21 protein-coding genes are annotated in these 25,809 nt (G+C 63.1%); 12 read left to right on the forward strand and 9 right to left on the reverse strand.

Features of this window, described 5'->3' with window-relative positions; genetic code table 11:
• Positions 1–74 precede the first annotated feature (74 nt).
• Entirely contained in the window at positions 75–1,109 is a 1,035-nt protein-coding gene (locus tag AC1RM6_RS28110; RefSeq protein WP_493107529.1) for an acyltransferase, read from the reverse strand.
• Between the two features lie 425 nt (positions 1,110–1,534).
• On the opposite strand from AC1RM6_RS28110, the gene AC1RM6_RS28115 reads away from it, so the two are divergent.
• Positions 1,535–2,617 carry an acyltransferase family protein gene (locus AC1RM6_RS28115; protein WP_493107531.1) on the forward strand — a complete coding sequence of 361 codons (1,083 nt, stop codon included), beginning with the start codon at positions 1,535–1,537 and terminating at the stop codon, positions 2,615–2,617.
• A 76-nt stretch (positions 2,618–2,693) separates the two neighbouring features.
• Here the strand turns inward: AC1RM6_RS28115 and AC1RM6_RS28120 are convergent, their stop codons facing one another.
• Positions 2,694–3,104, reverse strand: coding sequence for a hypothetical protein (locus tag AC1RM6_RS28120; RefSeq protein WP_493107533.1), 411 nt, complete (start codon positions 3,102–3,104; stop codon positions 2,694–2,696).
• Positions 3,105–3,165: 61 nt separating this feature from the next.
• Between AC1RM6_RS28120 and AC1RM6_RS28125 the strand changes: the two genes are divergently transcribed.
• Genes AC1RM6_RS28125 through AC1RM6_RS28135 form a run of 3 tightly spaced genes read left to right on the forward strand, consistent with a single transcriptional unit; the run spans position 3,166 to position 6,505 of the window.
• Positions 3,166–4,743 (forward strand): recombinase family protein, encoded by a 1,578-nt coding sequence (locus AC1RM6_RS28125; RefSeq protein WP_493107659.1) that lies wholly within the window; start codon positions 3,166–3,168, stop codon positions 4,741–4,743.
• On the forward strand, positions 4,740–5,615 hold the full coding sequence (locus AC1RM6_RS28130; RefSeq protein ID WP_493107535.1) for a ParB/RepB/Spo0J family partition protein: 876 nt from the start codon (positions 4,740–4,742) through the stop codon (positions 5,613–5,615). Before AC1RM6_RS28125 ends, AC1RM6_RS28130 begins: the two co-directional genes overlap by 4 nt.
• 2 nt (positions 5,616–5,617) lie before the next feature.
• Positions 5,618–6,505: a plasmid partitioning protein RepB C-terminal domain-containing protein gene (locus AC1RM6_RS28135; protein WP_493107537.1), complete on the forward strand. Its 888-nt coding sequence runs from the start codon at positions 5,618–5,620 to the stop codon at positions 6,503–6,505.
• 194 nt (positions 6,506–6,699) lie between these two features.
• Here AC1RM6_RS28135 and AC1RM6_RS28140 read toward each other — a convergent pair whose 3' ends face one another.
• Entirely contained in the window at positions 6,700–6,957 is a 258-nt protein-coding gene (locus tag AC1RM6_RS28140; protein WP_493107661.1) for a DUF2274 domain-containing protein, read from the reverse strand.
• A gap of 113 nt (positions 6,958–7,070) precedes the next feature.
• On the opposite strand from AC1RM6_RS28140, the gene AC1RM6_RS28145 reads away from it, so the two are divergent.
• Complete coding sequence (locus AC1RM6_RS28145; RefSeq protein ID WP_493107540.1) at positions 7,071–8,684, forward strand: GMC family oxidoreductase; 1,614 nt, start codon at positions 7,071–7,073, stop codon at positions 8,682–8,684.
• A 218-nt stretch (positions 8,685–8,902) separates the two neighbouring features.
• Here the strand turns inward: AC1RM6_RS28145 and AC1RM6_RS28150 are convergent, their stop codons facing one another.
• The 4 genes from AC1RM6_RS28150 to AC1RM6_RS28165 all read right to left on the reverse strand — a co-directional run bounded on the left by AC1RM6_RS28150 (position 8,903) and on the right by AC1RM6_RS28165 (position 15,833).
• Positions 8,903–10,273, reverse strand: a complete 1,371-nt coding sequence (locus tag AC1RM6_RS28150) for a glycoside hydrolase family 1 protein (protein WP_493107542.1) — start codon at positions 10,271–10,273, stop codon at positions 8,903–8,905.
• Between the two features lie 59 nt (positions 10,274–10,332).
• A complete protein-coding gene (locus AC1RM6_RS28155; protein WP_493107544.1) occupies positions 10,333–11,328 on the reverse strand; it encodes an alpha/beta hydrolase in 996 nt (331 codons plus the stop codon).
• A gap of 286 nt (positions 11,329–11,614) precedes the next feature.
• Positions 11,615–13,246 carry a family 43 glycosylhydrolase gene (locus tag AC1RM6_RS28160; RefSeq protein ID WP_493107546.1) on the reverse strand — a complete coding sequence of 544 codons (1,632 nt, stop codon included), beginning with the start codon at positions 13,244–13,246 and terminating at the stop codon, positions 11,615–11,617.
• Between the two features lie 172 nt (positions 13,247–13,418).
• Positions 13,419–15,833, reverse strand: a complete 2,415-nt coding sequence (locus AC1RM6_RS28165; protein WP_493107548.1) for a TonB-dependent receptor — start codon at positions 15,831–15,833, stop codon at positions 13,419–13,421.
• A 476-nt stretch (positions 15,834–16,309) separates the two neighbouring features.
• Between AC1RM6_RS28165 and AC1RM6_RS28170 the strand changes: the two genes are divergently transcribed.
• The 7 genes from AC1RM6_RS28170 to AC1RM6_RS28200 all read left to right on the forward strand — a co-directional run bounded on the left by AC1RM6_RS28170 (position 16,310) and on the right by AC1RM6_RS28200 (position 23,943).
• Complete coding sequence (locus tag AC1RM6_RS28170) at positions 16,310–16,960, forward strand: TetR/AcrR family transcriptional regulator (protein WP_493107550.1); 651 nt, start codon at positions 16,310–16,312, stop codon at positions 16,958–16,960.
• Between the two features lie 62 nt (positions 16,961–17,022).
• Positions 17,023–17,907, forward strand: a complete 885-nt coding sequence (locus AC1RM6_RS28175; RefSeq protein ID WP_493107552.1) for a TauD/TfdA dioxygenase family protein — start codon at positions 17,023–17,025, stop codon at positions 17,905–17,907.
• 77 nt (positions 17,908–17,984) lie between these two features.
• A complete protein-coding gene (locus tag AC1RM6_RS28180; RefSeq protein WP_493107554.1) occupies positions 17,985–18,851 on the forward strand; it encodes an SDR family NAD(P)-dependent oxidoreductase in 867 nt (288 codons plus the stop codon).
• A 36-nt stretch (positions 18,852–18,887) separates the two neighbouring features.
• Positions 18,888–19,448 carry a nuclear transport factor 2 family protein gene (locus AC1RM6_RS28185; protein WP_493107556.1) on the forward strand — a complete coding sequence of 187 codons (561 nt, stop codon included), beginning with the start codon at positions 18,888–18,890 and terminating at the stop codon, positions 19,446–19,448.
• A 415-nt stretch (positions 19,449–19,863) separates the two neighbouring features.
• Entirely contained in the window at positions 19,864–21,063 is a 1,200-nt protein-coding gene (locus AC1RM6_RS28190) for a MaoC family dehydratase (RefSeq protein ID WP_493107558.1), read from the forward strand.
• Between the two features lie 8 nt (positions 21,064–21,071).
• The gene (locus AC1RM6_RS28195) at positions 21,072–22,805 is read left to right on the forward strand and encodes a class I adenylate-forming enzyme family protein (protein WP_493107560.1); all 1,734 of its coding nucleotides are present in this window, start codon (positions 21,072–21,074) and stop codon (positions 22,803–22,805) included.
• An 88-nt stretch (positions 22,806–22,893) separates the two neighbouring features.
• The gene (locus AC1RM6_RS28200) at positions 22,894–23,943 is read left to right on the forward strand and encodes an NAD(P)H-dependent amine dehydrogenase family protein (RefSeq protein ID WP_493107563.1); all 1,050 of its coding nucleotides are present in this window, start codon (positions 22,894–22,896) and stop codon (positions 23,941–23,943) included.
• Between the two features lie 47 nt (positions 23,944–23,990).
• On the opposite strand, the gene AC1RM6_RS28205 is transcribed toward AC1RM6_RS28200, so the two are convergent.
• Together AC1RM6_RS28205 and AC1RM6_RS28210 are read right to left on the reverse strand one after the other, a co-directional pair.
• Positions 23,991–25,265: a sulfotransferase family protein gene (locus tag AC1RM6_RS28205; protein ID WP_493107565.1), complete on the reverse strand. Its 1,275-nt coding sequence runs from the start codon at positions 25,263–25,265 to the stop codon at positions 23,991–23,993.
• Positions 25,266–25,399: 134 nt separating this feature from the next.
• Positions 25,400–25,750, reverse strand: a complete 351-nt coding sequence (locus AC1RM6_RS28210) for a 2Fe-2S iron-sulfur cluster-binding protein (RefSeq protein WP_493107567.1) — start codon at positions 25,748–25,750, stop codon at positions 25,400–25,402.
• Between the last annotated feature and the right edge of the window lie 59 nt (positions 25,751–25,809).

Below are 25,809 nucleotides of genomic sequence, written 5' to 3' on the forward strand. Positions count from 1 at the left end.
GCGGTCGCGCGTCGATAACGGACGACATTCTCTCGAACTCGGTCCTGCGCCTGGCAACAGAGCCGTCCGTTCGCTCAACTGACGAGAGCCCTGAGATAGGGAATGCGAAGGATGATAAGGCTGGTCGCAGCCGCGAGCAGGAAGGCGAACGCCGCAACGGCGAATGTCGCCCAGAAATCGGCCCCGTGCACCCGCGACCGTACGATCCAGATGAAACCGAGATGCGACGCGTAAATGCCGAGGCTCACCCGCCCGACGGCCGCGAGCCGACGCATCCCCGGGCCCAGATCACGCAGCGAACAGGCGCATATGAAGACGGCGATTCCCAAGAGGAAAGTCATGACGAGCATATAGTGGCTCGCCATGACACCACCGGTGGTCAGTTTTGCGATGAACAGCTCTTCGACGATGAGCCAGGACATCGTCAAGAGAACGACGAACAGCGCGATCGCCGGGCGGAATAGCAGGCGCCGCTCACCCACGCCGGCAGCGCGCAGCGCGGTACCGGCGAACACCAACAGCGGCGCGGCAAGAAATCCTGCGGTGATCGCCTTCTCGTGCAAGCCGAAAAGCAGGTGATAACCTCCCATCGCGAGCGCGGCGCAGGCGAGCACGAGGCAGCACAGTCCGGTCAGGCGTCGTCCAACCGTTGCAAGCCCGGCGCCGACGACGATCATTGCGGCGGCAAGCGCCGGCACAAACCAGAGATGAAACGCGATGCCGCCCCACAGCAGATCGTGCCATCGACCATCGAGAGACTGCGACGTCGATAAGATGTTGAACCCATGATAGAGCGCGAGCCAGGCGATATAGACCGGCACCAGCCGCAACAGCGGGCGTTTGAACAGGCTCCACCGCAGCGATGTCTCCTGACGCATGAAATATCCGGCAGCCACGAAAAAGAAGGGAACCGCGGAGCGACATGCGGTCGCCACGAGGATAACCCAGGGAGCTCCGCCGGGCGTGTCGACCGGCGCAGGCAGTGCGTGGAGCAGGACCACGGCAAACGCCATGACCAGACGCACGAGATCGATGCCGTCATTTCGTCCGGTCTGGCGATCATAGGCCACGGTCGGGGATGATGCTCTGTCCATGCCGTCAACAAGCATGCCGCGCCTCCGGGGGCCATCCCATTTTGAATGGTCCGCATAATCGACCATGGAAGCCGAATGTCGCCGCGGGATCTATTGCGGTCCATCTCCGGCCGTCGACCGACGCGCATCGCCTTTCGACGCTGACGGCCAGGCGAACCGAATGCGGCGGGGCTTGTCGGTAACGCAGACGATTCGGCACGCAGCAGTGATCGGAGCTAACTTCTAGCAAAATCTCGCGCAGTTGCGGCCGCAGTAAGTTTTCGGACGATCACCCCTCCGTAGCGGCACCACGGCATTCAATTGATCCATTCGACCGCAAATAACGGCTATTATTGTATTTTGTGGCGAGATATACACTATTGAAGACGTGGCAATCGGGGGAGTGCCATCATCATCCTATGTAAGCGAACCACCGGCTTTCTTTTTGCGTTCGTCCCAACATGAAACATGCCGGAAATTTTGAGGCTGACGTGCAGCCCGGGAAGCGGGCGCGACGTTACCACACGCTCGACGGCATGCGCGGAGTTGCGGCGATCGCCGTGGTCGACGGTCATATGGGGTCCGAATGGGGGCTATCGCTCTTCCCCCATTTCTACCTGGCGGTCGACATGTTCTTCATGCTCAGCGGCTTCGTCATTGCGCATGCTTATGATCATCGCATCGCCCAACTAGGCTTTCGCAGCTTCGTGCTCAGGCGCATTCTTCGTCTATATCCATTCTATCTGATCGGCGCGCTGATCGGCTTTGCCGGCGCGGCCGCGACGTTGGCTTCAGGGTTCGGACATGTTTTCGATTGGCCAAGCCTGATCATCGCCAGCATCGCCGCAATAGCGATGCTTCCAGCCCCGATCTGGTGGCGCAGCACAAGCATGACCCCGTTGAACTCCCCGGGCTGGTCGATCTTCTTCGAGTTGATCGTGAACGGGCTCTATGTCGTGTTCCGACCACGCCTCACTCTCGCGATCCATGTGGCGCTCGCGGGAATCGCGGCGGCAGGCGTTATCGCGGTGCTTGCGATCCGCCACACCATTCACGGCGGTGCCGACTGGCCGCTCGCCTGGGTCGGACTGATCCGGGCGCTGTTCGGCTTCATCGTGGGCACCCTGCTTTTCCGCTTTGCCCCGGACTATCGTCTGCCCAGCCGCTGGGCACCGCTCATCCCAATATTGCTGGCGATCATTCTCGGCGCTCACGTCCGCAATGCTACGCTGTTCGAGGGCGCCGCGATCCTGGTCCTTTTCCCGATACTGATCGTCGCCGGCGCTTCCCTCGCCCCAACTTTCACGACGCCCTACAGCTGGCTCGGGGCGATGTCATACGCGCTCTACATCGTCCACGAGCCTGTCCTGGCGATGATATTCAGGACGGCCAAGTTCATCGCATTCGACCCGCGACCATATTCACCCTGGCTCGCGATCGGCATCGTCGCGACGATAACGGGCTTATGCGGCATGCTGTCCGATCGTTTCGATCTGCGCCTTCGTGCCCGACTACGTCGGCTTTTCGATCATCAAGCTTCGTAGGCAGATGACCTCCGGGAGCGACGGATCATCCTTGCGGTCGAACGGACAGGGGCCTGGCACATTGGAGATGCTGTCTTCAGGTGCGCCGGCTGTCAGATGCGCCGCCACTGGGAGCAGGTCGATCAAGCACCTCCAGCATTTCTGCGAGTTTCGTGCGAGCGGCAGCCAGGGTCACCGCCGCCATCAATTCGCCGCGGCCCGTCTGCTCGAGCACCGCTTCGAACAGAATGTCCGAATGGCGCATCAGCACCACCAGATTTTCTCCGCTCGGCCCATTTTTGCCGTCGAACCAGTTTTTCACCGTGTTCTGATTGGCACCGGTCAGTCGAGCGACGGTCTTCACGCGGCTCGCGACCGCACCGAATTCACGATGGAGCGCCTCGGCAACGGCCACGGCGAACGGCCGAGGCCGCTCGACCGCGACCGGCTCCGGAAATTCCTTTGAGTTTTCCGGCCGAAAATTTCGATCCTTCACCGGCAATGACATCGCCTCCCTCGCTTCTCTACTGGTCAAGAACGATAACGGCTCAGACGGGAGGCCCCCCTTGGTGGCTGCGAAAATAATATTGGGCGCACAGGCCCAAGCTGCGGAACTGGCGGCAATGCCAATCCGAGCCGCCCAATATGTCCGCATGTCGACTGACCATCAGCAATATTCGACGCGTAACCAAACCGACGCGATAGCGACCTACGCCGCACGTCGCGGTTTCGAAATCGTCACCACCTATACCGATGGGGGGCGAAGCGGCCTCAACCTCGCAGGCCGGGTGGCGCTTAGACAGCTGCTCAGCGATGTTCAGTCGGGCGCGGCAGCGTTCGAGGCCATCCTCGTCTATGACGTCAGCCGCTGGGGCCGCTTTCAGGATGCTGACGAGAGCGCCTATTATGAGTTCGTGTGCCGCGAGGCCGGTATCACGATCCACTATTGCGCCGAGCCGTTCGAGAATGACGGCAGCATAAGCGCGACGCTCATGAAAACGATGAAGAGGGCGATGGCTGGCGAGTTCAGCCGGGAATTGTCGACCAAAGTCTTCATCGGCCAGAGCCGACTCAGCGCCATGGGCTTTCGTCAGGGAGGATCGGCCGGGGTCGGCCTGCGCCGGCAGTTGATCGACCTGAAGCGCCAGCCGAAAGAATTGCTGGCGAGGGGGCAGCTGAAAAGTATCCAGACGGATCGCGTTATCCTGGTCCCCGGTCCGCCCGACGAAGTCGCGACCATCCGTCGAATATTCGGCATGTTCGTCGACGAACGGCGCTCGAAACGTGAAATCGCCAATATCCTCAATGCCGAGGGCGTGCCGAACGATTTGGGCAAGCGGTGGAACCACCAAGGCATTCACAGCGTGCTGACCGCCGAGAAATATATCGGCAACAACATCTTCAACCGCCATTCGGCCAAGCTAAAGCAGAAGGTCGTCCGAAATCCCCAAGAAATGTGGGTGCGTGCCGACGGCTCCTTCGAACCCATCGTTGACCGCGCGCAGTTCGAAGGCGCCGCGCAAATCATGGCTGCACTGACGAACCGGCTCAGCAACGACCGGGCCCTGGACAAGCTCAAGGCGCTGCTGGCGCGCCAGGGTCGCTTGTCAACGGACCTCATCGACAAGGACTGCGAGACGCCCTCGAGCAATTTCTACCGCTACCGGTTCGGGTCGATGCGCGTCGCCTATGCGCTCATCGGCTATCGGACCGACACCGACTATGGTTATTTCGACACGGTGCGCGCAGCGCGCGAGCTTCAGGCTCGCATCGCCGATGAGCTCATCGTGCGGATCGAGGCGATCGGTGGCGGCGCGCGACGGGACGCAAGCTCCGACCTGGTGATCCTCAATGGCGAACTGTCGATGGCGACCCGCGTGGCCCGCTGCCGCACCACGACGGCTGGGATCCGGTATTGGCCGCTGCGTCTGTCGGCCGAACCGACGCCCGACATCTTCGTGGTGGCGCGAATGGACCGGCGCAACGGCGAGCCGATGGACTATTATCTCCTTCCGTCGCTTTTGATCGGGGCGCCGAAGCGGCTTTGCCTGCGTGAGCGCAATGCGCCGATGCTGGATCTCCACCGACGCGACAACCTCGACGCGCTGCTGATGCTCTCCCGCCGCCGCCCGTTGCTCATGCAATGACAGACGCCCCGCCCCCGATCGAGATGATCGAGATCGCCGATATCGAGATCATCAATCCCCGCTCGCGCAACCGCAAGGCGTTCGAAGAGGTGCTCGGCAGCATCGCCACCGTCGGCCTGAAAAAGCCGATCACGGTGAGCCGGAAGGCCGAGGGCGGCTATATGCTCATCTATGGGCAAGGCCGCATCGAAGCTTTTCTCGAACTCGGCCAATCGACCATTCCCGCGATCGTGCGAGGCAGCTCGCACGAGGAATCCTATGTGATGAGCCTCGTCGAGAATATCTCAAGGCGAACGCCGCGCCCCCTCGAGTTGATGCAGGAGATCGGATCGCTTCGCGAACGCGGTTATAGCGGTGCTGAGATCGCCCGCAAAACCGGTTTTAGCCCCGAATATATCTGGGCGATCAGCTTCCTGCTCGACCATGGCGAGGAGCGGCTGCTTTCCGCGGTCGAACGCGGAATCGTCCCCCATTCGATCGCGATCGAGATCGCGCGCGCCGATGATCATCAGATCCAGGCCGCGCTGACCGACGCCTATGAGCAGAAGTTGTTGCCTGGCACCCAGGTGCTTGCGATCCGCCAGATTGTCGCCCGACGCAACCTCACCGGCAAGAGCATCCGCGACGCCGCGGTGGGTGAGCGGTCGTCGCGTCCGACGGCGGCAACCTTGGTCCAGGCCTATCAGAAGGAAACCGAGCGGCAGCGTGTGCTGGTGAAGCGGGCGGAACTGACCGAGACCCGGTTGCTGTTCATCGTCAACGCCCTCAAGCGACTGCTCGCCGAAGATCACTTCACGACCCTGCTGCGCGCCGAGGCGATGATGGACCTGCCGATGCCGCTCGCCGAGCGGTTGGGCATTGCCGCCGGCTGACCATGGCCGTCACCGTCCATATCGCGTTCGATCGTGAGATAGTCAGCCTTTCCCTGGCCGATATCCTGCCTCTCAGACAGCTCACGCCACGCATTTCAAAATCAGTCAAATATCAGCGCATGGCAGCCTCGATCACCGAAATCGGCGTCATCGAGCCGCTCGCCGTGGCCCGCCTCAAGGATGACAGCCGGTTCCTGCTGGTCGATGGGCATCTGCGCTATTTTGCCTCTCTCGAACTGGCCATCGAGAATATTCCGTGCATCGTCGCCGACGACGATGAGGCGTTCACCTATAATAAGCGCGTCAATCGCCTCGCGACGATCCAAGAGCATTTCATGATCCAGCGCGCGATCGATCGCGGCGTCTCGCCGGATAAGATCGCGCGCGCGCTCGGCGTCGATACCAAGCTGATCGCCCGACGCCGCACCCTGCTCGATGGCATATGCCCCGAGGTCGTCGAACTGCTCAAAAATCAACGAATCGACCCGGCAACTTTCGAAATTCTCAAGAAACTCAAGCCGCTCCGCCAGATCGAGGTCGCGGAACTGATGACCGCGGTCCGCAATTACTCCCAAAACTATGCCAAGGCGTTGCTCGCCGCCACCCAGCGTGACGATCTCGCCAAGCCCGACCGGCCCAAACGGGTCAAGGGGCTGACGGCAGAACAGATGGGACGGATGGAGCGCGAGATGGAATCGCTGACCCGAGACGTCAAAAGAATCGAGGACAGCTTCGGAGACGACGTCCTGCACCTGGTCGTCGCCTCGCGCTATCTCGCGAGGCTGGTCGGCAATCGCCATATCGAAAGCTATCTGCGCCAACGCCACCCCGAGATACTGGAGGAATTTCAAAGGATCATCGGATCAACATCGCTCGATCCCCAACTCTGATCGACAAGCCGGCGAAGGAAGCAATCGACCGGCCAGTTCCAAGAGATTTTGGCCGTGCGATGATGGTCATCCCGTGACGGATGAGGGCAGCACACCGAAGTTCGCCGACTCATGATCACGATCAGAACGTGATCGGCATATAGAGCAAAGTCGGCCACGGAGCGGGCGGCGTTCTGAGCATCGCAAAAATCGCTTCAAAGCTGATTCGCATTTGCGGCCGATACCTCCCGCGGTCCCGTCGACATTGCCACCACCATCAAGCACCGACGGCTTCTGGTCTTGGCGAATGCATGATCACTTTCGAGAAACGCGGCCCACATCGCGGGAACGAGATCTGCGATCGTCTCCGTCCCGCCAAAGGCGATCTCGTAGGCGGCATCGTAGCGGCGCAATGCATCATACAGGCCCGGCATCAACGCGACGGTCAACTTGATCGGTGTTCGATCGGGCAGCTAACGATTGAAGCGCACGAGTACGACCATATGGACAAACCCTGACCGTCGCTACTAAACCGACGAACAAGCTGGAGCGGATCTCAGGCAGCATGATGGGGGAGCGATCGCGGGTGCAGCAGGAATATGATTATATCGTTGTTGGTGCAGGCTCGGCAGGCTGCGCATTGGTCGAACGACTTTCCGCCGATCCCGGGATAACGGTGCTACTCATCGAGAGTGGTCCAGCCGACCGAAACATCTTCATCCATATGCCGCGCGGTATCGGCGTGATCTCCAATCCTGCCAGTAAGGTGATCTGGAACTATCAGGTTCAGACGGGCGGAAACGGCCCCAGCGAGCGTTGGTTCAGGGGCAAGACGCTGGGCGGTTCCAGTTCCGTCAACGGCATGATCTACATGCGCGGCGCGCCGATGGATTATGACGGTTGGGAAGCGATGGGCTGCGCAGGCTGGGGCTGGAAGGACATCGGTCCAAAATTCGTGGCACTGGAAGACCACGATCAGGGCGAGGGAGAGTGGCGCGGCACCGGCGGGCCGTTGCGGATCACCACCCATGCCAAAGGCGATCCGATGTTCGAGGCGATCCTGGAGGCGGGCGCAGAGATGGGCGTCCAGAGAGTGGCCGATGTCAACAGTGTCGATGTGGTCAAGGACGGAGGTCTGGGATATCAGCCGACCACCCGATGGCGCGGCAAGCGATACAGCGCTGCGCGCGCATTTCTCGCGACGGCAGGCGCCCGAGAAAATCTTACCATCCTTACCGACACCGATGCGCTGAAGATCGAGTTCGAAGGTAAGCGAGCGCGCTCGGTGAGAGTTCGAAATCGCGCCGGCCATGCGGTCTATCGCGCCCGCCAGGAAATCATCCTGTCCGCAGGGGCCTTCCAGACACCGAAGCTGCTGCAGTTGTCAGGCATCGGCCCGGCGGAGATTCTGAAGCCGCTAGGGATCGAACCGATCGTAGATGCTCCTGGGGTCGGCCGGAATCTTCGCGAGCATCGTCACGTCGATTTGCGCCTTCAGGTGCGAGCAGGAAGCCAGAACTCACAGTTCAGCGGCCTGCGAGTGGTCTGGACGATGCTGCGCTATCTGTTCGGCCGCAAAGGGCCGATGAGTCATGCGGCGCACGAAGTCGGCGGCTTCGCGAAATCGGAGCCGGACCTCGACCATGCCGATCTGCAATTCGGTCTGATGACCGTCTCGGCCGGCGATACCGGCACGGGCAATGCGGTGGCGCTCGATCCCTGCGAGGGCATCACCCTTCTGGCTTATTACACCCGGCCCGAAAGTCAGGGCGAAGTACGAATTCAATCCAGTGACCCGGACGCCCCGCTTTACGTCAATGTGAACCATTTATCCGCCGAGATTGACCGGAAGAAATTCATCGCGGCCTTTCACTGGCTGCGCCGGCTGTCGCGCCAGCCCGCTCTTGCGAAGTGGGTCATCGACGAAATTCATCCCGCTGGTCTCGTTGCGACAGACGATGAGATTTTGGCGCACGCAATGGAACTAGGAGGTCCATGCTTTCACTCGGCCGGCACCGCGCGCATGGGCGCAGATGCGGCCGCCGTCGTTGACCCGCGATTGCGGGTCCGGGGTGTCGAAGGTCTCAGGGTCGCGGACACCTCGATCATGCCCACCCTGGTCTCGGGAAACACCAACGGTCCGGCCATGGTGATAGGTCTGCGCGCGGCCGATTTCATCATCGAGGACCGCGGGGTCTGACGGGGCCTGCGCTTGGCCTGGACCTATTCACAGGCCGTCCTTGATCACGGTTTCTGAATCTACCGTCGGCCACGCAAGATGAGACGATAGCATCGATGGACGCCATCCTACCGAGCACCCGCGCTCGTCCGGCCGTGGCAACCTCGAACGGGCCGGAGGGCGCTATCGACGCGATCACGTTTGCCTCGACAGCGCCTTCCGGCCGAACTCTGCCTGTCTCAAATCACCGCATTGGCACGAGCGATGCGACCGAGATGAGCGGCGCTTTTCTTCGCCGTGCGCTTGAATGTCTCCCGGTCGACGGCAACGAGCCCGAATTTGGGTTCGTATCCTCTGTTCCACTCATAATTATCGAGGAGCGACCAATGGTAGTAACCGAGAACCGGAATGCCCTTGGCGATGGCGTTATGTAGGCTCCTGATCGCATGATCGATGAACCAGATGCGATATTCGTCATTTTCGGTCTCGAGACCGTTTTCGCTCATCACCACCGGCTTGCCGGTCGCGCGGTAGATATATTCGAGCGTGTTCTCGACGGCCTCGGGTCGGCTCATCGCTCCGACCGCGTCGCTCGGCTTGACGAACGGACTCGGTGACAATGGGGGAATCGCTTTCCCTTTGCCGGGAATGCGAACCTGTCGATAGCTTTGCACGCCGGTCAAATCGCCCGCTCTTCTGATCGATTCGATCCAGGCACCATAGGCGGTCTGTCGCACTTCCAGATAGGGACTGTCCTCATTGCCCGGCTGAAAGTCGGTGACCGACAGGGTGACACCGACGGGCAGATTGGCTCGCACCGCCTTGATCGCCGCGACCGCCTGTTCGTGGGCTGCAATCAGGTTCGGGGTCGTGCGCGCGAAATCGGGATAGCCACTCGACGCGAAGGCCGGCGCATCGAGCGCCTTGGCCGCGGCGTCGCGCATTGCCATCTCGGCCTCGTCCTGCTTACGGAAATAGGCCGCTGCTCCGGGGATCGCGCGAAAGACCTGATTGACCTGTGGTTCGTTGATGGTGAAGGCAAGATCCATATCGCCGCCCAGAACACGGGTCGCTTTATCGCAAAAGCGCGCGAACAGGGCGGGCGCGTCCGGATTGGTCCAGCCGCCGGCTTCTGCGAACCAGAGCGGCGCCGATCCATGAAAGAATGTCACTGCCGGAGCTATGCCATGCGCCCGGCAGGTCGCGAGCACCCGCTTATAATAATCGAGAGCCGCGTTGGAGAAAAATCCGCGTGACGGCTCGATCCGCGACCACTCGATCGAGAAGCGGTAGCTGTTGAAACCCAGTTTCGAGAGCAACGCGATATCCTCGCCGTAGCGATGATAGCTGTCGCAGGCGTCGCCTGAACGCTCGGTATAGGTCGTAGGCTTCAGATTTTCGAGAAACCAAAGGTCCGAGTTGGTGTTGCCGCCCTCGATCTGGTGCGCCGCAGTCGCACAACCCCAGCGAAATCCCTTTGGAAAGGCTTTAGCCGTCATCCCGCCAACGGGCTTGGCGCCACGCGCTGGCTGGTCCAGCAAGATCGATGCCCCGGCGGCGGCACCGAGCAGGAGTTCGCGGCGCGTCGCCGTCGCTTTGAGATCTGTCACATTCACTCCCCGATATTGTCTGCTGGCGGATGATGATCGTCGAAAAGGCCACACCGGCTTCAGTCGCGGATGATCGCGTCCAGCCAGCCCAGGAACAGAGCAGGCCATTCGCTGGCCCGCGAGCCGCGGCTTCCCAGGCCGAAGCCATGCCCGCCTCCGGCGAAGAAATGCGCCTCGACCGGGCGTTTCGCCGCGGTCATCGCTTCTAGCATCAGCACGCTATTGCGCATCGGCACGGTCCGGTCGTCGATCGCATGGGCGAGGAACATGGGCGGCGTGTCTGGCATGACATGCTGTTCGGGCGAGCCGCGCGCAATTTGTACTGCACCCGCGCCGGGGCCGAGCAGCATTTTGGCCGACCCGGGATGCGCAAATGGAGGCGCGAGGGTAATAACCGGATAGATCAGCCCTGCAGCCGCCGGTCGCGCGGTGAGCGCGTCGACCGCATCGCGAGGCGCGCGAAGGGGCTCGGCGAAGCCCGTCGCCAGCGACGCGCACAGATGGCCGCCAGCTGAAAACCCGATCGCGGCGATCCCGTCGGGATCATAGCCGCGACGCGCGGCCTGGCTGCGGATCAACCGCATCGCCCGCTGGGCATCCAGCAGCGGCACATCGGCGCGGTCGCCCCATCCTTCACCTGGCAGCCGGTAGAGCAGAACGAACACCGCATAGCCGGCCGCGGTCATCCGCTCGGCGATCTCGAGTCCTTCGTTGCGAACCGAGAGGATCGCGTAGCCCCCGCCGGGAATGACGAGCAATGCCCGGCCATTCGGATTGCGCGGGCGGAAGATCTTCAGTTCGGGCCGGGCGATACCGTGCAGAAAGCTGGCGGGCAAACCGGACGGAAAGGTGGCGGGAGCGAAGCTGCCGCCGCCGGGGAGCGTATCGGTCCATAGCGGCAGGCTTTCAGCGTCGTTCCAGGACTCGGGCAATGGCGCCATCGGTCCCGTCGACGCTGCCTTACCATGCGCGGGCGCGGTGGTCGCGGCCATGGCGAGCCCGGTGCCGGCCGCGAAGAGCAGGGTGCGACGGTCGATGGGAGGACGGTCGGCCATGCTATGCCCGTCCTCCGGCGGTAGCGACCGCGCGTTCGGCGACCGAGCGGATCTTTGGAAAGCGCCCGGCGAAACGACGTGCTTCATCGGGACCTGCTTTGGTCCGTGGCTCGTTGCCGAAATGGACCGGTTCGAACGACGCGCCCGTGTGTTCGGAACCACATGCCATTGGCCGTTCGACGCATTTTTTTCGGAACTCCATCATTTGGATTCCCTCTCGGGGCCAGGGACCCTTCCAACGAACGAAGAGGTTTCGCGCGCCCTCGATCCCACGGTTTCAGATTGGTCAACGCGCGGCATAAGTGAGCGCGCGCACGCGGGCGCTTCCCTTGCCAGCGACGAAAATACCGGGACGCAGGCTCAGATAGCCGCCAGCGACATTGTGGTTGTAGCCGGCAACCTCATAGGACCGGTGCAGCACCCATTTCTTGCCGTCGACGCTATAATAGAAACGAGCGATCTGGTTCTCATTGACCAGCCGCAGGTGGAAGCGCGTGCCGACCGCCGGCGTGCGGGCCTCGAACCCATTCTCCGCGCCGAGATTATAGGCGTGGAAGATGCGCGGATCCGAACCGATCCCGCAGAAGAATTTCTCGTTGTAGAAGGCGACCAGGCCGGCCGTTGCCGCGCCGAGAAGTTCGAGCTCGAGCGTCACCTCATAGCTGCGATCGCCAGCGACCATCAGCAGCGGCGAGGCATCGCCGGGGTCCTTGCCCTGTCCGGCGAGGACCAACGTGCCGTCTTCGAAAGCGATGCGATCGCGATAATTCGGGCCGGGGCGGAAGAAGGCCAGCCGCGCGCCCAGTGCGTCCTCGGCGATCGGCCCCGACAGCGCGACGCCGTGCGCCGCCGCGCTGCCGCGGCGCGGGGCGCGCAGCGGACGGGCGAGGTCGCCGCCGGTCGCCTGCGGCCAGCCGTCGGCGGTCCAGCGCATCGGTTCGAGCAACGCCTGCCGGCCGAGCGAGCGATAGCCCTTCTCATAGCCATGATAGAGCAGCCACCAGTCCCCCGTCGGCCCCTCGACCGCGGTGCCATGGCCGCGCGACCACCATGGCTCGTCGATCGACGCGGTGTGGACGATCGGGTTATGCGGGCAATTCTCCCAGGGTCCGCGGATCGATCGCGAACGCGCGACGATCACCATATGGCTGGTCGGCGGACCGGCGGTGCCGCCTTCGGCCGAGAAGAGGTAGAACCAGCCGTCACGGCGCAGCAGCTTGGGCCCTTCGAGCGCGAAGCCCTCGACCGGCCAGTCCGCCGGATAGGGCCAGCCCTGATAGAGCCGTTCGTCGGGGCCGCTGCGGTGTAGGCCGTCGTCGCTTAACGGGACCAGCGTGCCGTCGCTGACATAGAGATAGCGCTTGCCGTCCTCGCCGACCGCATGGCCCGGATCGATCGCGGTGTAGATGCCCAGATCGATCGGATCGCTCCACGGCCCCTCGATCCGGTCGGCATGGATGACATAGTTGGTCATCGGCCGGCGCGGCGGCGCGCCCGCGGGGGCCGGCATCTGCGGCACCGCGCGCGCCGGGAAATAGATGTAGAAGCGCCCGTCATGCTTGACGAGATCGGGCGCGTAGACCGAACCGACCGGCTCGCGCAGCGCCGGGCCGACCGGCAGCCAGTTGATCAGGTCGTCCGACCGCCAGATCACCAGCCCCGGATAATAGACGAACGACGACGACACCTGGTAATAGGTCGCGCCGTCCTTGAGGATGCTCGGATCGGGATGGTCGCCGGCGAGCACCGGATTGCGGTAGGTGCCGTTGCCGAGATCGGCGCGGCGCTGCCCCTCGATGCCCCTGCCCCAGCCCTGGCCTGTCGATGCCCGCCTGGCGGGTGCGGCGCCGAGCGCCTCGGTGGTGAGGCTCGCGGCGGCGAGACCGGCGAGCAGCGTTTCGCGTCGGGTCGTTTCCATGATCAATCCTCTTGGTGCCGCAACAAGATCATATCCATGATGGCTAGGCCCCCTGCGGCGGCGCCCCGCCGCTGCAGCGTCGATCGGCTCTCCGGATTCAGGCCAGATCGTCACAATCGTTCCATCGCCTCTGGAGGACTGGAAGGCGGCGGCAACCGCGCCGCCTTCGCACTCAGCGGGCGCCGAACTGATAGCGCATTGAAAGCCCGAATTCGCGCGGCGCCGTGTAGGAGATCGCGCGATAGGTTGAGGTGCCCGTCAGACCAGATCGCCCGACATTATAGGACACCGGAGCCGCCGTGCTCGCCCGGCTGAGCACCCGTTCGGCCTTGGTGATGTTTTTGCCGAAGAAGGACACTTCCCAGGCCCCCTTCGGATCCCGGATCCCCGCATAGAGATTGAACAGTGCATAGGCCTTCACATCGTCGACGGCATTGGTCGGGTCATTCTGCGACTTGCCATAATAGGACAGCAGCCCACGTAGATAAGCATCGACGCGATCGGTGATCGGCATTGAATATTCGGACGTCATCGTCGCACTCCAAGGCGGCGCCAGCGATGCGCGCAGGCTGACCGCGCAAGCCGCGATCGTGTCGCCGCCGGTTGCCGACTGTATCTGCGCGACCGTCGGCACAGCCGACACACCATCAGGCTTGCCGTCCGTGGGGAAATAGTCGTTGCAGGGGACTACGCCGTTCTTGATCTTGCTCTTGGCGAAGTTGCCGTTGAGACCGATGTCCCAGCGGTCCATGACCTTGAAGGACGCCTCGGCCTCGACACCGTTAACCTTGACCGGCACCGCCGCGACAAAGTTGAAGTTGCTGATCGTCTGCACCAGACTGATGGGAGTGGTGGTCGTATTGGCGGTCGTGTTGATGAAAAATATTCCAGATGACGATCGATAGGGATAGTTCTTGTAATCCTGATGATAGGCGGCGACGTTGAGGCGAACCCGCTTATCCAGGAAACTGGACTTCATGCCGATTTCGTAGGAAGTCGACTTCTCGGGCGGCAAATTGACGAAACTGTTCTCGCGCACCGTGCGCGACAGGCTGAAGTCGCCCGTCGCCGACACGGGAGGACGCCATGAGCTCCCGACATTGGCATATAGCATGACATCGTCGCTGAAGCGGTGTTTGGCCGACGCGGTATATATCAGGGCATGCTCGTTGGTGTCTTCTGCCGCGAGCGCCAGGACGGTACCCGACACGCTCAAGGCTCCCGTCGCCCGGTAATCAATATAGCGGAGACCGCCGGACAGTTCGGTTGCTTCGCCGAGATGCAGAGTGAGATTGGCGAATGCCGACTTTTCCTTGGCACCGCCCGTTCGCGTAATCGGCGTCTGGTTTATGATCCCGGCGACCGTCGGTGATGGTAGACCGAACAACACCGGAGTGGGCGCGGTCAGACTGGTCGGCGCATTGAGCTTCTGGGTGAAGGCGCCGACAATATAGTCGAGCATATCGAACAGCTGTTCTTCGGAAGAAAGCCGGACCTCATGGGCCCAGCTTTTCGACTTGCTGTGCGTTTGCTGGCCATAACCCTGAAGGAAGGCCGGGAAGGCCGGACCGAAAAAATCTCCGATGTCGGTCGGCGTAGCGGCGTCGAACTGCTGGATGTTGCGCTGGCCGACATAGTTGAGCCGCTGCCCCGCGAACCGCCATTCGGCGCGCAGGTTGATGTTCGTGAACTCCTGACGCACACGCCGCGGCGCGTCTTCGACCGCCAGTCGATCGCCGCCTTCGATGAAGACCGGACTGGCGGGCGCTGTCGGCAAAGTCACCTGTGCCGATTCGACCTGGTCAAACCCCTGGATATTCTGAATCAGGCGCTGATAACCGGCGTCGAAGGCAAGATTGTCGGTCGGCTCGAAACGGCCGGTGACGCGGCCCCCCTTGGTGCGCGAATAGGGATTCACACCATTGTTAACGCTGTGGATTCTGTTGCCCTCATTCTCGTCGACGATGCCTGCAATCCGGATCGCCAGCACGTCCTTCACCAGCGGCAGTCCGATCGCGCCATTGGCGTTGATACCGCCGATCGTGGTGCCGGTGGCCGTCACATAGCCGCCGATATCCTGCAGGTCCGGGCGATGGGTGGTGACCGTCATCGATCCCGATGGCGAGGCGCGTCCGCGCAGCGTTCCCTGGGGTCCGCGCAGCAACTCGACCTGGGCGACGTCGAACATGGCTTGGAACAGATTGCCTGCCGAGATCGGCGCATCGTTGTAGTAAAACTCGATTGTGCCATTGTTGCCCGAGGCATTGACGTCGTAGTTCACGCCGCGGACCGACGCGGTTGCGCCGATGCCATTGGCGTTATTCTGCATGGTCAGGCCGGGAACGATCGTGGCGATATCCTCGAAGCGCCGGATGTTGAGTTTGGCCAGCTCCTCCGCCTTGACCGCGTTGACGGTCAGCGGGACATCCTGGAGACTCTCTTCGCGTCGGCGCGCGGTCACGATGATCTCGTCCGACGCCATGGTCTCGGCAGCAGCCGGCTCGACCGGCAATGCCGCCCACGTCGGAGCTGACAGCACGACACTGCTCGCAGACACGAGCAGCCGAGAGATTATACGCTGATTCATCCTTCATCCCCTCCGTAGCGGCCAGCTTCGATTATGCCGAACCGGCTTTTTGGTCAGACCAGAACCCCAATTCTGATTCCGCTAACATCTTGTTAGCAAGATCGACACCGGCCGTAAACGGGAGAAACGTATCGCGTCATTTTTTGGCACCGCGCGCGGAGATCTGGAATATCATATTCTATTCATTATATTTTATGCGCGATTATGACTGACTCCGGCACCGGACGGCCCAACGAGAATCCCGCTTCCCGAAACTTTTTTGGTTATACCAATATCGGCCCCTTGCCGGTGAAACGATCCAGTCACCTATCTGACGTTGACCGAGATTGTAGCTGCGGAACGCCAGGCCGCATGAGAGTGGTTGCGGTTGCCGCCCCGATACAGCGATCGCTATCTGTCGGACCGCGTGCAGACTCCCGCAACCAGACCCGCCAAGGTCGAGCGGCGGTAACCGAGATCGAGAAACGGAGCGCCAGGTGTCATCTCAGAGCGATCAAGCGAACGACCAGACCAACGACAATTCGATCGAAAAGCCGCAACCACGGCGGTTCGGGACGGACAAGCCCGCCACCCGCGCCCAATTGCTCGATGCGACCCTGGAGTTGATCCGGGAAGAGGGTTACGCCGCCGTCACGGGGCGTAAGGTTGCTGCCAGGGCCGGCCTCAAACCTTCGCTCGTCCATTATTATTTCAGGACATATGATGACCTGTTCGTCGCCGCTTACCGGCGCGGCGCCCAGCAAAGCCTCGATCGTCACAAGGAGGCCGTTCAGGCGGAGAGCCCCTTGAGGGCGCTCTGGGCATTGAGCACCGACACCAGCCGCACCGCGCTCGCGATGGAATTCGTGGCGCTGGCGAACCATCGCAAGGGCCTGCGGATCGAAATCGCCCGTTATGCCGAAGAGATCCGCTCGGTGCAGGTTCCGGTTCTTGAAAGGGCTCTCGCGAACGCCCCGATCGGCCCCTGCACCCCCGTCGCGGCGAGCGTTCTGCTGGCCGGCATCGCGCGGGTTCTCGTGATGGAGGCGGATGTCGGAATAGAGGCAGGTCATTCGGACACCCGCATGTTGATGTCCTGGCTGCTCGATCAGCTTGAACCGCGGCCCCCCGCCGCCACGCCGCTCTGAAACGCGCTCGGGGCCGGTCGCGGACCGGTGGTTGACTCGATGCCGACACCGACGCTAACCAAATGCTTAGCGTCGCATCGCTGTCCTCCGGGATTGGCGCGACCATCTGCGCCAGCGAGGATTTCATGCCAGCTTCGATCGACACAAGGTTCCGCACGACCGACCTCACGCCCCGGATCGGAAGTGCAATCCATACCGATGTGGAGACCTTGCTCGGCGGTGCGCATGCCCAGAAAATCCGAGCCCTGCTCGAGGAGCGCGGCGTGGTCGCCATTCGTGAGATCAACCTCACCGACGAACAGCAAATCGCTTTTTCGAAATCCCTCGGCCAGATCGTCGAGGAGAAGATGTTCAAGATCACGATGGACCCGCTCGAAAACCCGCGAGCCGATTACATCAAGGGCGCGTTCTACTGGCATATCGACGGGACGATGCTCGATGTGCCGATCTTCGCATCGATCATGAGCAGTCGCAAATTGTCGGCCACCGGTGGTCAGACCGAATTCGCCAATACCTACGCGGCCTATGACGATCTCGACGAGCAGGAGAAGGCATCGCTCGAAAAGCTGCGGGTCGTGCATATGCTCGAAACCGCGCAGCGCTACGTCCGGCCCGAGCCGAGCTATGCGGAGCTTCTCCAGTGGCAGCATTTCCACCCCAACACATTGCCGCTCGTCTGGACGCACCGATCAGGCCGAAAATCGCTCGTCCTGGGCTCGACGGCGTCGCATGTCGAAGGCATGGGCATGCGCGAAAGTTCAGCGCTGCTGACCCGGTTGCGCGAATATGCGACCCAGCCCCGGTTCGTCTATCGCCACGAATGGACCCTTGGCGACCTCGTCATCTGGGACAATACTGGCACGATGCACCGCGCGCTGGCCTATCCGATGGACAGCGGTCGGATGATGCACCGGACCACCCTGCAGGGCGAAGAGGCTTTCGTCTGACGCCGCGAGTCGAGCGGACGTGACCGTCCGCGATCCTGACCGACCGCCAGTGCTCGTCACACCCAATGGAGAAAGCGATGAATCAATCAGGCGCCCCCGTCGCCGTCGTGACCGGCGCCAGCCGTGGTGCCGGTCGCGGCATCGCCATCGCCCTCGGCCGGCATGGCTGCACGGTTTATGTCACCGGACGCTCGGAGCGGGTCGGCGACCATCCGTTGCCCGGCACGATCTATGAGACCGCCGAAGCGGTGACCGCAGCAGGCGGTCGCGGCATCGCGTTGCGTGTCGACCATAAGCGCGATGATGAGGTCCAGGACCTGTTCGAGCGTGTCGAACGCGAGGCCGGACGCATCGACATCCTCGTCAACAATGCGTGCGCACTCCACGACGAACTGACCAGCCCAGGGAATTTCTGGGAAAAGCCGCTCGCAATCGTCGACATGCTCGATGTCGGGCTGCGCTCAAGTTTCGTCTCGAGCTATTTCGCCGCGCCACTCTTCGCGCGGCAAAGACACGGCCTGATCGTTTTCACCTCGGCCTCGGGCGCGGTGCATTACAGCTTCGGCCCGGTCTATGGGGCACACAAGGCCGGGATGGACAAATTTGCCGCCGACATGGCGGTCGACTTCCGGCCGCTTGGGGTTGCGGCGGTATCGATCTGGATGGGCGCGCTGCTCACCGACCGGCTGCGGATGGTGATCGCCTCGGATCCGGTCAAATATCGCGCTGTTGAGCAAAGCTGCGAGACCCCCGAATTCACCGGGGAGGTGATCTGGGCGATGTTCAACGATCCGGATCTGCTCGCAGCGAGCGGCACGACCGTCATCGGTGCCGAGATGGGGGCCAAATATGGGATCGCCGACGACGGCGGGCGCCAGCCGATATCCTGTCGCGACACCCACCATGTCGAACCCCGCGTCCAATATCCGGTCGTCCTGCGATGAGGCGCCCGGCCACAAATCCATAATGGGAGGATGAAGATGGAATCTGGCACCGATATCGAGCAACTGCGACGCGACATCGACTATCTCATGGACCGGCTGGCGATCACCGACGTCATCGCCAGCCATGCGCGCGGCCATGACCGGCACGATGTCGACTTGCTGACCAGCGCCTATCATGACGATGGCGTCGACGAGCATGGCTACGCGATCAACGCCGGACCACGCTACGCCGAATGGTCTAATGCGGTCCATGCCGCCGGCTCGCAGCAGCATCTTCACAACATAACCACCCATCTTTGCCAGATCGACGGTGAGGTGGCGCATTGCGAAAGCTATGTACTGGTGAGCCTGCTCGACAATGGCGGTGAGACGGCGCGATTGATCAACGGCCGCTACATCGATCGCCTCGAGAAACGTGACGGCCAATGGCGGATCGCCCTGCGACGATCGACGGTCGATGTTCTCGTCGCTGGCGATGCGTCGATCCTGAAGCATCCGCGGTTCGTCGAACAGGGCTATACCAAGGGTGCCCGCGACAAGAGCGATGTCTCCTATCAACGCCCGCTGACGATCGACGGCACAGTCGAAAGATGGTGACGCGACACCGTTGGAGCCGGCGCCGCCGCCAGGAGGAGCGGGTGTCCGGGACCGGACGGTCGGGCTTGCTCTGACGCCGGCTGCCCGGCCGGAATTCCGCTACCGTCTCGGACCGCAACGGCGCAGGGGCATGCTGCACGCCGGCAAGGTCGTCGCGCCCCACGCTACGGCGCGCGGCCAGCTATCGCAACGCGCGCCGTTCGGATCACCGCACGCCACGATCTGATGTTGGGATCAAACCGTGCCCATATCCCGGCTGGACCCTCGCCCGCCGCGGGCACGCCCTGTTCGAATGCCCATATGATCCCGGTTCCACGAGCGATGATCGCGCCGGCTTGACTCGCGCTACCATAGCGACGAACATCAGGATGCGGCCACAAGATGCCAATGCCGTCGCTATGCTAGGGAGTCCAAGGTGCCTGAAGAAATTGCCGTCGAAACCACGCCAGCGCTCGACCTTTCCGATGTCGATCACCGTGTCGGCCAGGCGGTCGGGGGCGGTCAGCTCTGGGATCCCTGCTCGTCCAGCGACATTCGTCGATGGGTCATGGCAATGGATTATCCCAACCCGATCCACTGGGATGAGGAATTCGCGCGCGGCTCGCAATTTGGCGGTTTGATCGCCCCGCAGTCGATCGCCGTGGCGCTCGATTATGGTCATGGCGTGCAGCCCGCCTGTGTCGGCCGGATCCCCGGCTCGCACCTCATCTTCGGCGGCGAGGAATGGTGGTTCTACGGCCCGCGCGTCCGGGCCGGAGACACGCTGTTCCAGGAGCGGCGGTTCCACGACTACAAGATCAGCGACACCAAATTCGCCGGACCCACGATGTTCGCCCGTGGCGACACGATCCATCGCAACCAGCATGGCACCCCGATCGCCAAGGAGCGGTCCACCGCGATCCGCTATCTCGCAAGCGAAGCCGCCAAGCGCGGCATGTACGAGAGTCAGCTGCCGCCCAAGCCCAAATGGACCGCCGAGGCGCTGCTTGAGATAGAGCGCATCCGGCACGCCTGGATTCTGTCGAACCGGCTCGGAGTTTCGCCACGCTTCGAGGCGGTCGCCGTCGGCGACCGACTGCCCCGTCGGGTGATTGGTCCCCATTCGATCACGACGTTCGCAACGGAGTATCGTGCGTTCGTCTTCAATGCCTGGGGTACTTCGCACTGGACGGCGCCCGAGGGCGTCGACGATCCGTGGGTCAACCAGGATCCCGGCTGGGTCGACGGCTTCGGCTTCGACGACGAGACCGCGCTCATCGATCCCCGCAAGCGCGACGGGCTATACGTCGGACCGTCACGTGGCCATGTCGACGAGGAAAAGGCCGGCGAGATCGGTATGGCGCGCGCTTATGGCTATGGGGCGACGATGGGCGCCTGGGTCACCGACTATCTTGCCTATTGGGCCGGACATGATGGATTCGTCCGGCATGTGAAATCATCATTCCGCGGACCGGCGTTCGAGGGGGACGTCACCTATTTCGAAGGCGAAGTGATCGCGCGCGAGGAAACCAGCAGCTGGGGTGTTCCGCTCGTCACGGTGAAGGTGAAGCTCACCAATCAGGATGGCGGTACGCTCGTCGATGCCACCGCCGAAGTTGAACTGCCGGTCCGGTGACGACGATCATGGCCGACGCCGACGCTCCAGCCGATATCGTCGGATCGACAGCACCTCTGGCGATCGCGCGAGGCGTTCCTCTCGCCGAGGAACCCGGCCTGGGACCGCTGACATTGCCCGCCTATCTGCGCGAGGTGGTGAGCCGCTATGGCGACAGGGAGGCGTTGGTGTTCCACCATCCCGACGGCGTCGTCGAGCGGTGGAGCTACCAGCGCCTGTGGGACGAAGCGATGCGGGTCGCGCGCGCGCTGGTCGCGGCCGGTATCGGCAAGGACAGCCGTGTGGCCGTGCTGATGACCAACCGGCCCGAATGGATCGCGGCCATGTTCGGGATCAGTCTGGCCGGCGGCGTCGGCGCCGCAATCTCGACTTTCTCCACGCCGGTCGAACTCGAACAACTTCTCGCGGCCTCCCAGGCCGGCATCCTCCTGTTCGAGGGTGAGGTGCTCAAGAAGGACTTTGCCACCATCCTGGCCGAGCTCGAGCCGGCGATCGACGGGGTCACGCCCGGCGATCTGAATTCACTTCGCTTCCCCTATCTGCGGCAGCTCGCGGTGGTCGGCGTCGGCGCGGGCGGTGCGATCGACGGTTGGGAGGCGTTCCTCGCACGCGGCGCGGCGGTGACGACCGAACAGGTGATGGCGCGGGCGTCCAGCGTAAGGCCGGCCGATCCGGCGGTCATTCTCTTCTCGTCCGGATCGACCGGGCACTCCAAGGGCGTTTTGTCATCGCACCGCGGTGTCGCGATCCAGTGCTGGCGCTTCCGGCGCATGTTCGTGCTCGAAGACGATGTCCGATGCTGGAGCGCCAACGGATTCTTCTGGTCGGGCAACTTCGCGTCGGCGCTGGGCGCCACGCTGAGCTCGGGTGGCACCATGGTGCTGCAACCGACCTTCGAACCGGTCGAGGCATTGCGGCTGATGCAGGCCGAGCGGGTCTCGTTTCCGCGCGCGTGGCCGCACCAGTGGGCGCAGCTGCGTGCCCTGCCTGGCTGGGACGAGGCGGATCTCTCGAGCCTGCATTATGTCGACCCATCCTATCTCCATGCCCAGGCGAGTGTCGCGACCTCGTGGTCCGAACCGCGCTGGTCCTACGGCAACACCGAGACGTTCACCTTTGTTACGGCCTTCGCCAGTGGCACCGATCCTGCGCTGGCCGGCGAGAGCCATGGCGAAGTGCTTCCCGGTGCCACGGTGAAGATCGTCGACCCCGCAAACGGAGCGACCGTGAGGCTCGGTGAACGAGGTGAGATCGCGGTGAAGGCGCCAACGCTCATGCTCGGTTATCTCGGTGTTCCGCAGGACGAAGTGCTCGACGATCAAGGCTTTCTGCGGACCGGCGATGGCGGCTGGCTGGACCCGCAGGGGCGCCTGTTCTGGGAGGGGCGACTCAACGACATCATCAAGACCGGCGGCGCCAATGTCTCGCCGATCGAAGTCGATGGCATATTGTCGACATGTCCCGGGGTGAAGATGAACATGACCGTCGGGCTGCCCGACGAGACGCTCGGCGAGATCGTGGTATCCTGTGTCGTCGCCGAGTCCGCTGCCGACCGGAACGACCGCCCCATTCGCGAATTCCTCAAGGCGCGGCTGGCGAGCTACAAGATTCCGCGCCGCATCCTGTTCATCGATGAATCCGAACTGTCGCTGACCGGCAGCGCCAAGCTAAAGGCGGGTGCGGTGCGCGAACTCGCCAAGCGCAGGCTGGCGACCGAGGTGGCTCCAGCCCAGGCCGGCTGACCGATCGCCACATTGCCGGGACCTTCGCCGTCGCAGCGGCCGTCGCCGGATCTGCCATAATGATATACTTGGTCGGGGAGAGCGAGATATGATCGGAGAACGGCCGCGCCTTCGCATCGTCCAATGGGCGACGGGCACGGTCGGCGCCGTCGCGATGCGTGCCGTCATCGCGCACCCCGGTCTCGATCTGGTGGGCGCCTATGTCTATACCGAAGCGAAGAATGGCCGCGACGTCGGTGAATTGTGCGGACTGCCGACGCAGGGTGTTGTCGCCACCCGACACATTGAGGAGATCCTGGCGCTCCGCCCCGACTGCGTGATCTACATGCCTGAATCGACCGATACAGGCGATCTCGTCCGCCTGCTCGAACACGGCGTAAACATCGTCACGACGCGGCCGGAATTCTTCCACCCGGCCGTGATGGAACAGCCGTTGCGCTCGCGGATCGAGGCAGCCTGCCTCGTGGGCAGAAGCTCGATCCATGCAACCGGCAGCAGTCCCGGCTTCATCACCGAAGCGCTGCCCCTGGTCCTGACGTCGCTTGCCCGGCGGATCGATTTCATCTTCATAGATGAATTCGCGGACTGCCGGGGCGGCGTGGTGTCGGACCTGATGCTGACCGAGGTGATGGGTTTCGGCGATACAGTGACGGCGTTTGCGGCCCGCGATGTCCAGAAGCGCGACGAGGTTTTCGAACATTCGCTTGGCGCCCTTGCCACCGCCCTCGGGATATCGATCGAGCGTTGGGAAACGTCCGCCGAGGTCGCGATCGCGAGCCGCGCCGTCAACATCGGCGCGCGGACGATCGATGCCGGTCGGGTGGCCGCCCAGCGGGTCAGCACGACCGGATATCGCAATGGCGCGCCCTTTCTGCGCTTTCGGGCGACCTGGTATGTGAGCGCGGAACTCGACCCGCCATGGGAACTGCTCGACGATTCCGGGTGGCGCGTGCACGTCGGTGGCGACGCCCCGCTAAGGGTCGATGTCGGCTACCCCGTCACCTCCGAGGATCGCGAACTCGCCCTGCGCGGATTGACCGCGCACCGCCCGGTCAATGCGATCCCGCTGGTCTGCGCAGCACCGCCGGGCATCATCGGCACCGCGGAACTCGGCCAGGTGGTTGCCCAGTTCCGCTGATCCGCGAGCGCGGTTGACCCGACTGCATCTGGGCTGCCCGGGGCCTATCAGGCGAGGCGCAGTCCGGGTATTGGCTGTGCCCCGCGGAAGCGCTCATAATAAACGTGCAGCTGCCTGCGGATGAGCCGGGCCATCGGCACATCGCGTCCACGCGAACGCGCCCTGGTCGCCCGCATGCGCGCGCTAGCGAGGCATGTCGCGTGTGCGGATGACAGGCGCCGTCCCAGCCGCGCGTAGATGTCGGTCACAACGCCCAGCGGGTCAGCCAGGATGTCGTCATAGTCGACATCGCAGAAGCGATCCTCGCCGATTGCGGCGCGCGCGGCGATCGCGCGCTCGAACAACCGCGCCTGACACGCGATGACCTCGCGGGCAAGCGGCCCTGCCTGATCGGAACCAGGCGGATGCCCGGTCATGCCGCGGAGGATGGCGGCGAGATCGATCAAAGCTCGCATTTGCTGATACGGTTCGCGATGCGTCCATATCAGCAGCGCGTCGGGATATTGCTCGGCGAGTTCCGTAAGCCAGAAGAGATGATCCGCCCCGCGGAGTAGCCACCGCCGTTCCGGCACGAAAGGCTGAAGCCGGCACAGCAGGGCATTGTGGTACTGTAGCGCCGCGCGGTGACAGCCTTGCTCGAGATGATCGAGATAGGCTGCTCCGCCATAGCAGGTCCAAAGCGCGAATGAGGTGAAAGCCGGCGACATGATGTCGGTGCCGCATTCCGCCGGCGCGGATGGGCCGTGGTCGGTCGAGAAGCCGGGCCCCGCGGTTGCGCCGGACACCAGATCGAACCGGTCGAGCAGCATGCGCCGGGCCCGGGCGTGATGGGCTTCGGGCATTGGGCGTGTGGCCATTGCCGGCAGCGGTTGCACGCACGACCAGCGATTGGGCGTGACGTTGACATGATCGAGCGCCAGCAGGCGCTGGAGATGGGCGCCGCCGGACCGTGGCGGGCCGATGATGATGATGGGCACGGAGATCCGTCCGACGCCGGCGATGCTCGCCCCGGCGTCGAGGACGCCGGTCATTCGCTGCCGGGTGACCAGCTGGCCGACGATCATCTCGACCGCGGCCATGCGCGCCCGCTCCGACATCGTTTGCCAGCGGTGGCCCTGCAGGCCGGCGACGAAGGCGCCGAGCGGTGGCCCGAGACCCGGATGTCCGAGATCGTCGCTGCCGCTGATGGCGCATGCGCGCGCGATTAGCCTTGCCGCGTCTGGACAATCTCGACCGCTTCCGAGCTCCGCACCGACGAAGCGGTCGAGCCGTCCGGCCTCCGCGTGGCGGCCTGCGGCACGTGACCGCGGTGGTCCGGGCATCGTCAGTCCCATCGCAGCGAGAGCCGATCGGTCGCGTGCCGGTCGCCGGCCTCGACTCGCGGCGCACGGCCCGGAGCGACTCCATGCCGGCCGGTGCCGGTGGCCGAGCCGGCCATGCGCTCCGCCATGATCGCTCAGTCCTCCGGAGCGATCGTCACCGCCACGCCGTCGACGTCAGGCACCAGTCGCAATTGGCATGACAGCCGCGACATCGGCGTCAGGTGTTCGGATGACTCGAGAAGATCCTGCTCATCGCCGCCGATCGGTGGGAACAGGTCGAAATAATCCGGATCGACATAGACATGGCAGGTCGCGCAGGAACATGCCCCGCCACACAGCGCGAGCAGCTCGTCGATACCAGCGTCGCGAATGGCCTCCATCACACTGGTGCCGGCGGCGACGTCAAGCTCGCGACGATCGCCCTCGCGAGTGGTCACACTGATTGTCACGACATTCGGCGCAGGCGCCAGATCACCGGTCCGCATAGGCTCCCCATCTCGGAAAAGGCAGGCCGGCTTATGCCAGGGCCACCCTAACGAGATAG

The organism is Rhizorhabdus sp. GW822-FHT03C02, assembly GCF_058801765.1.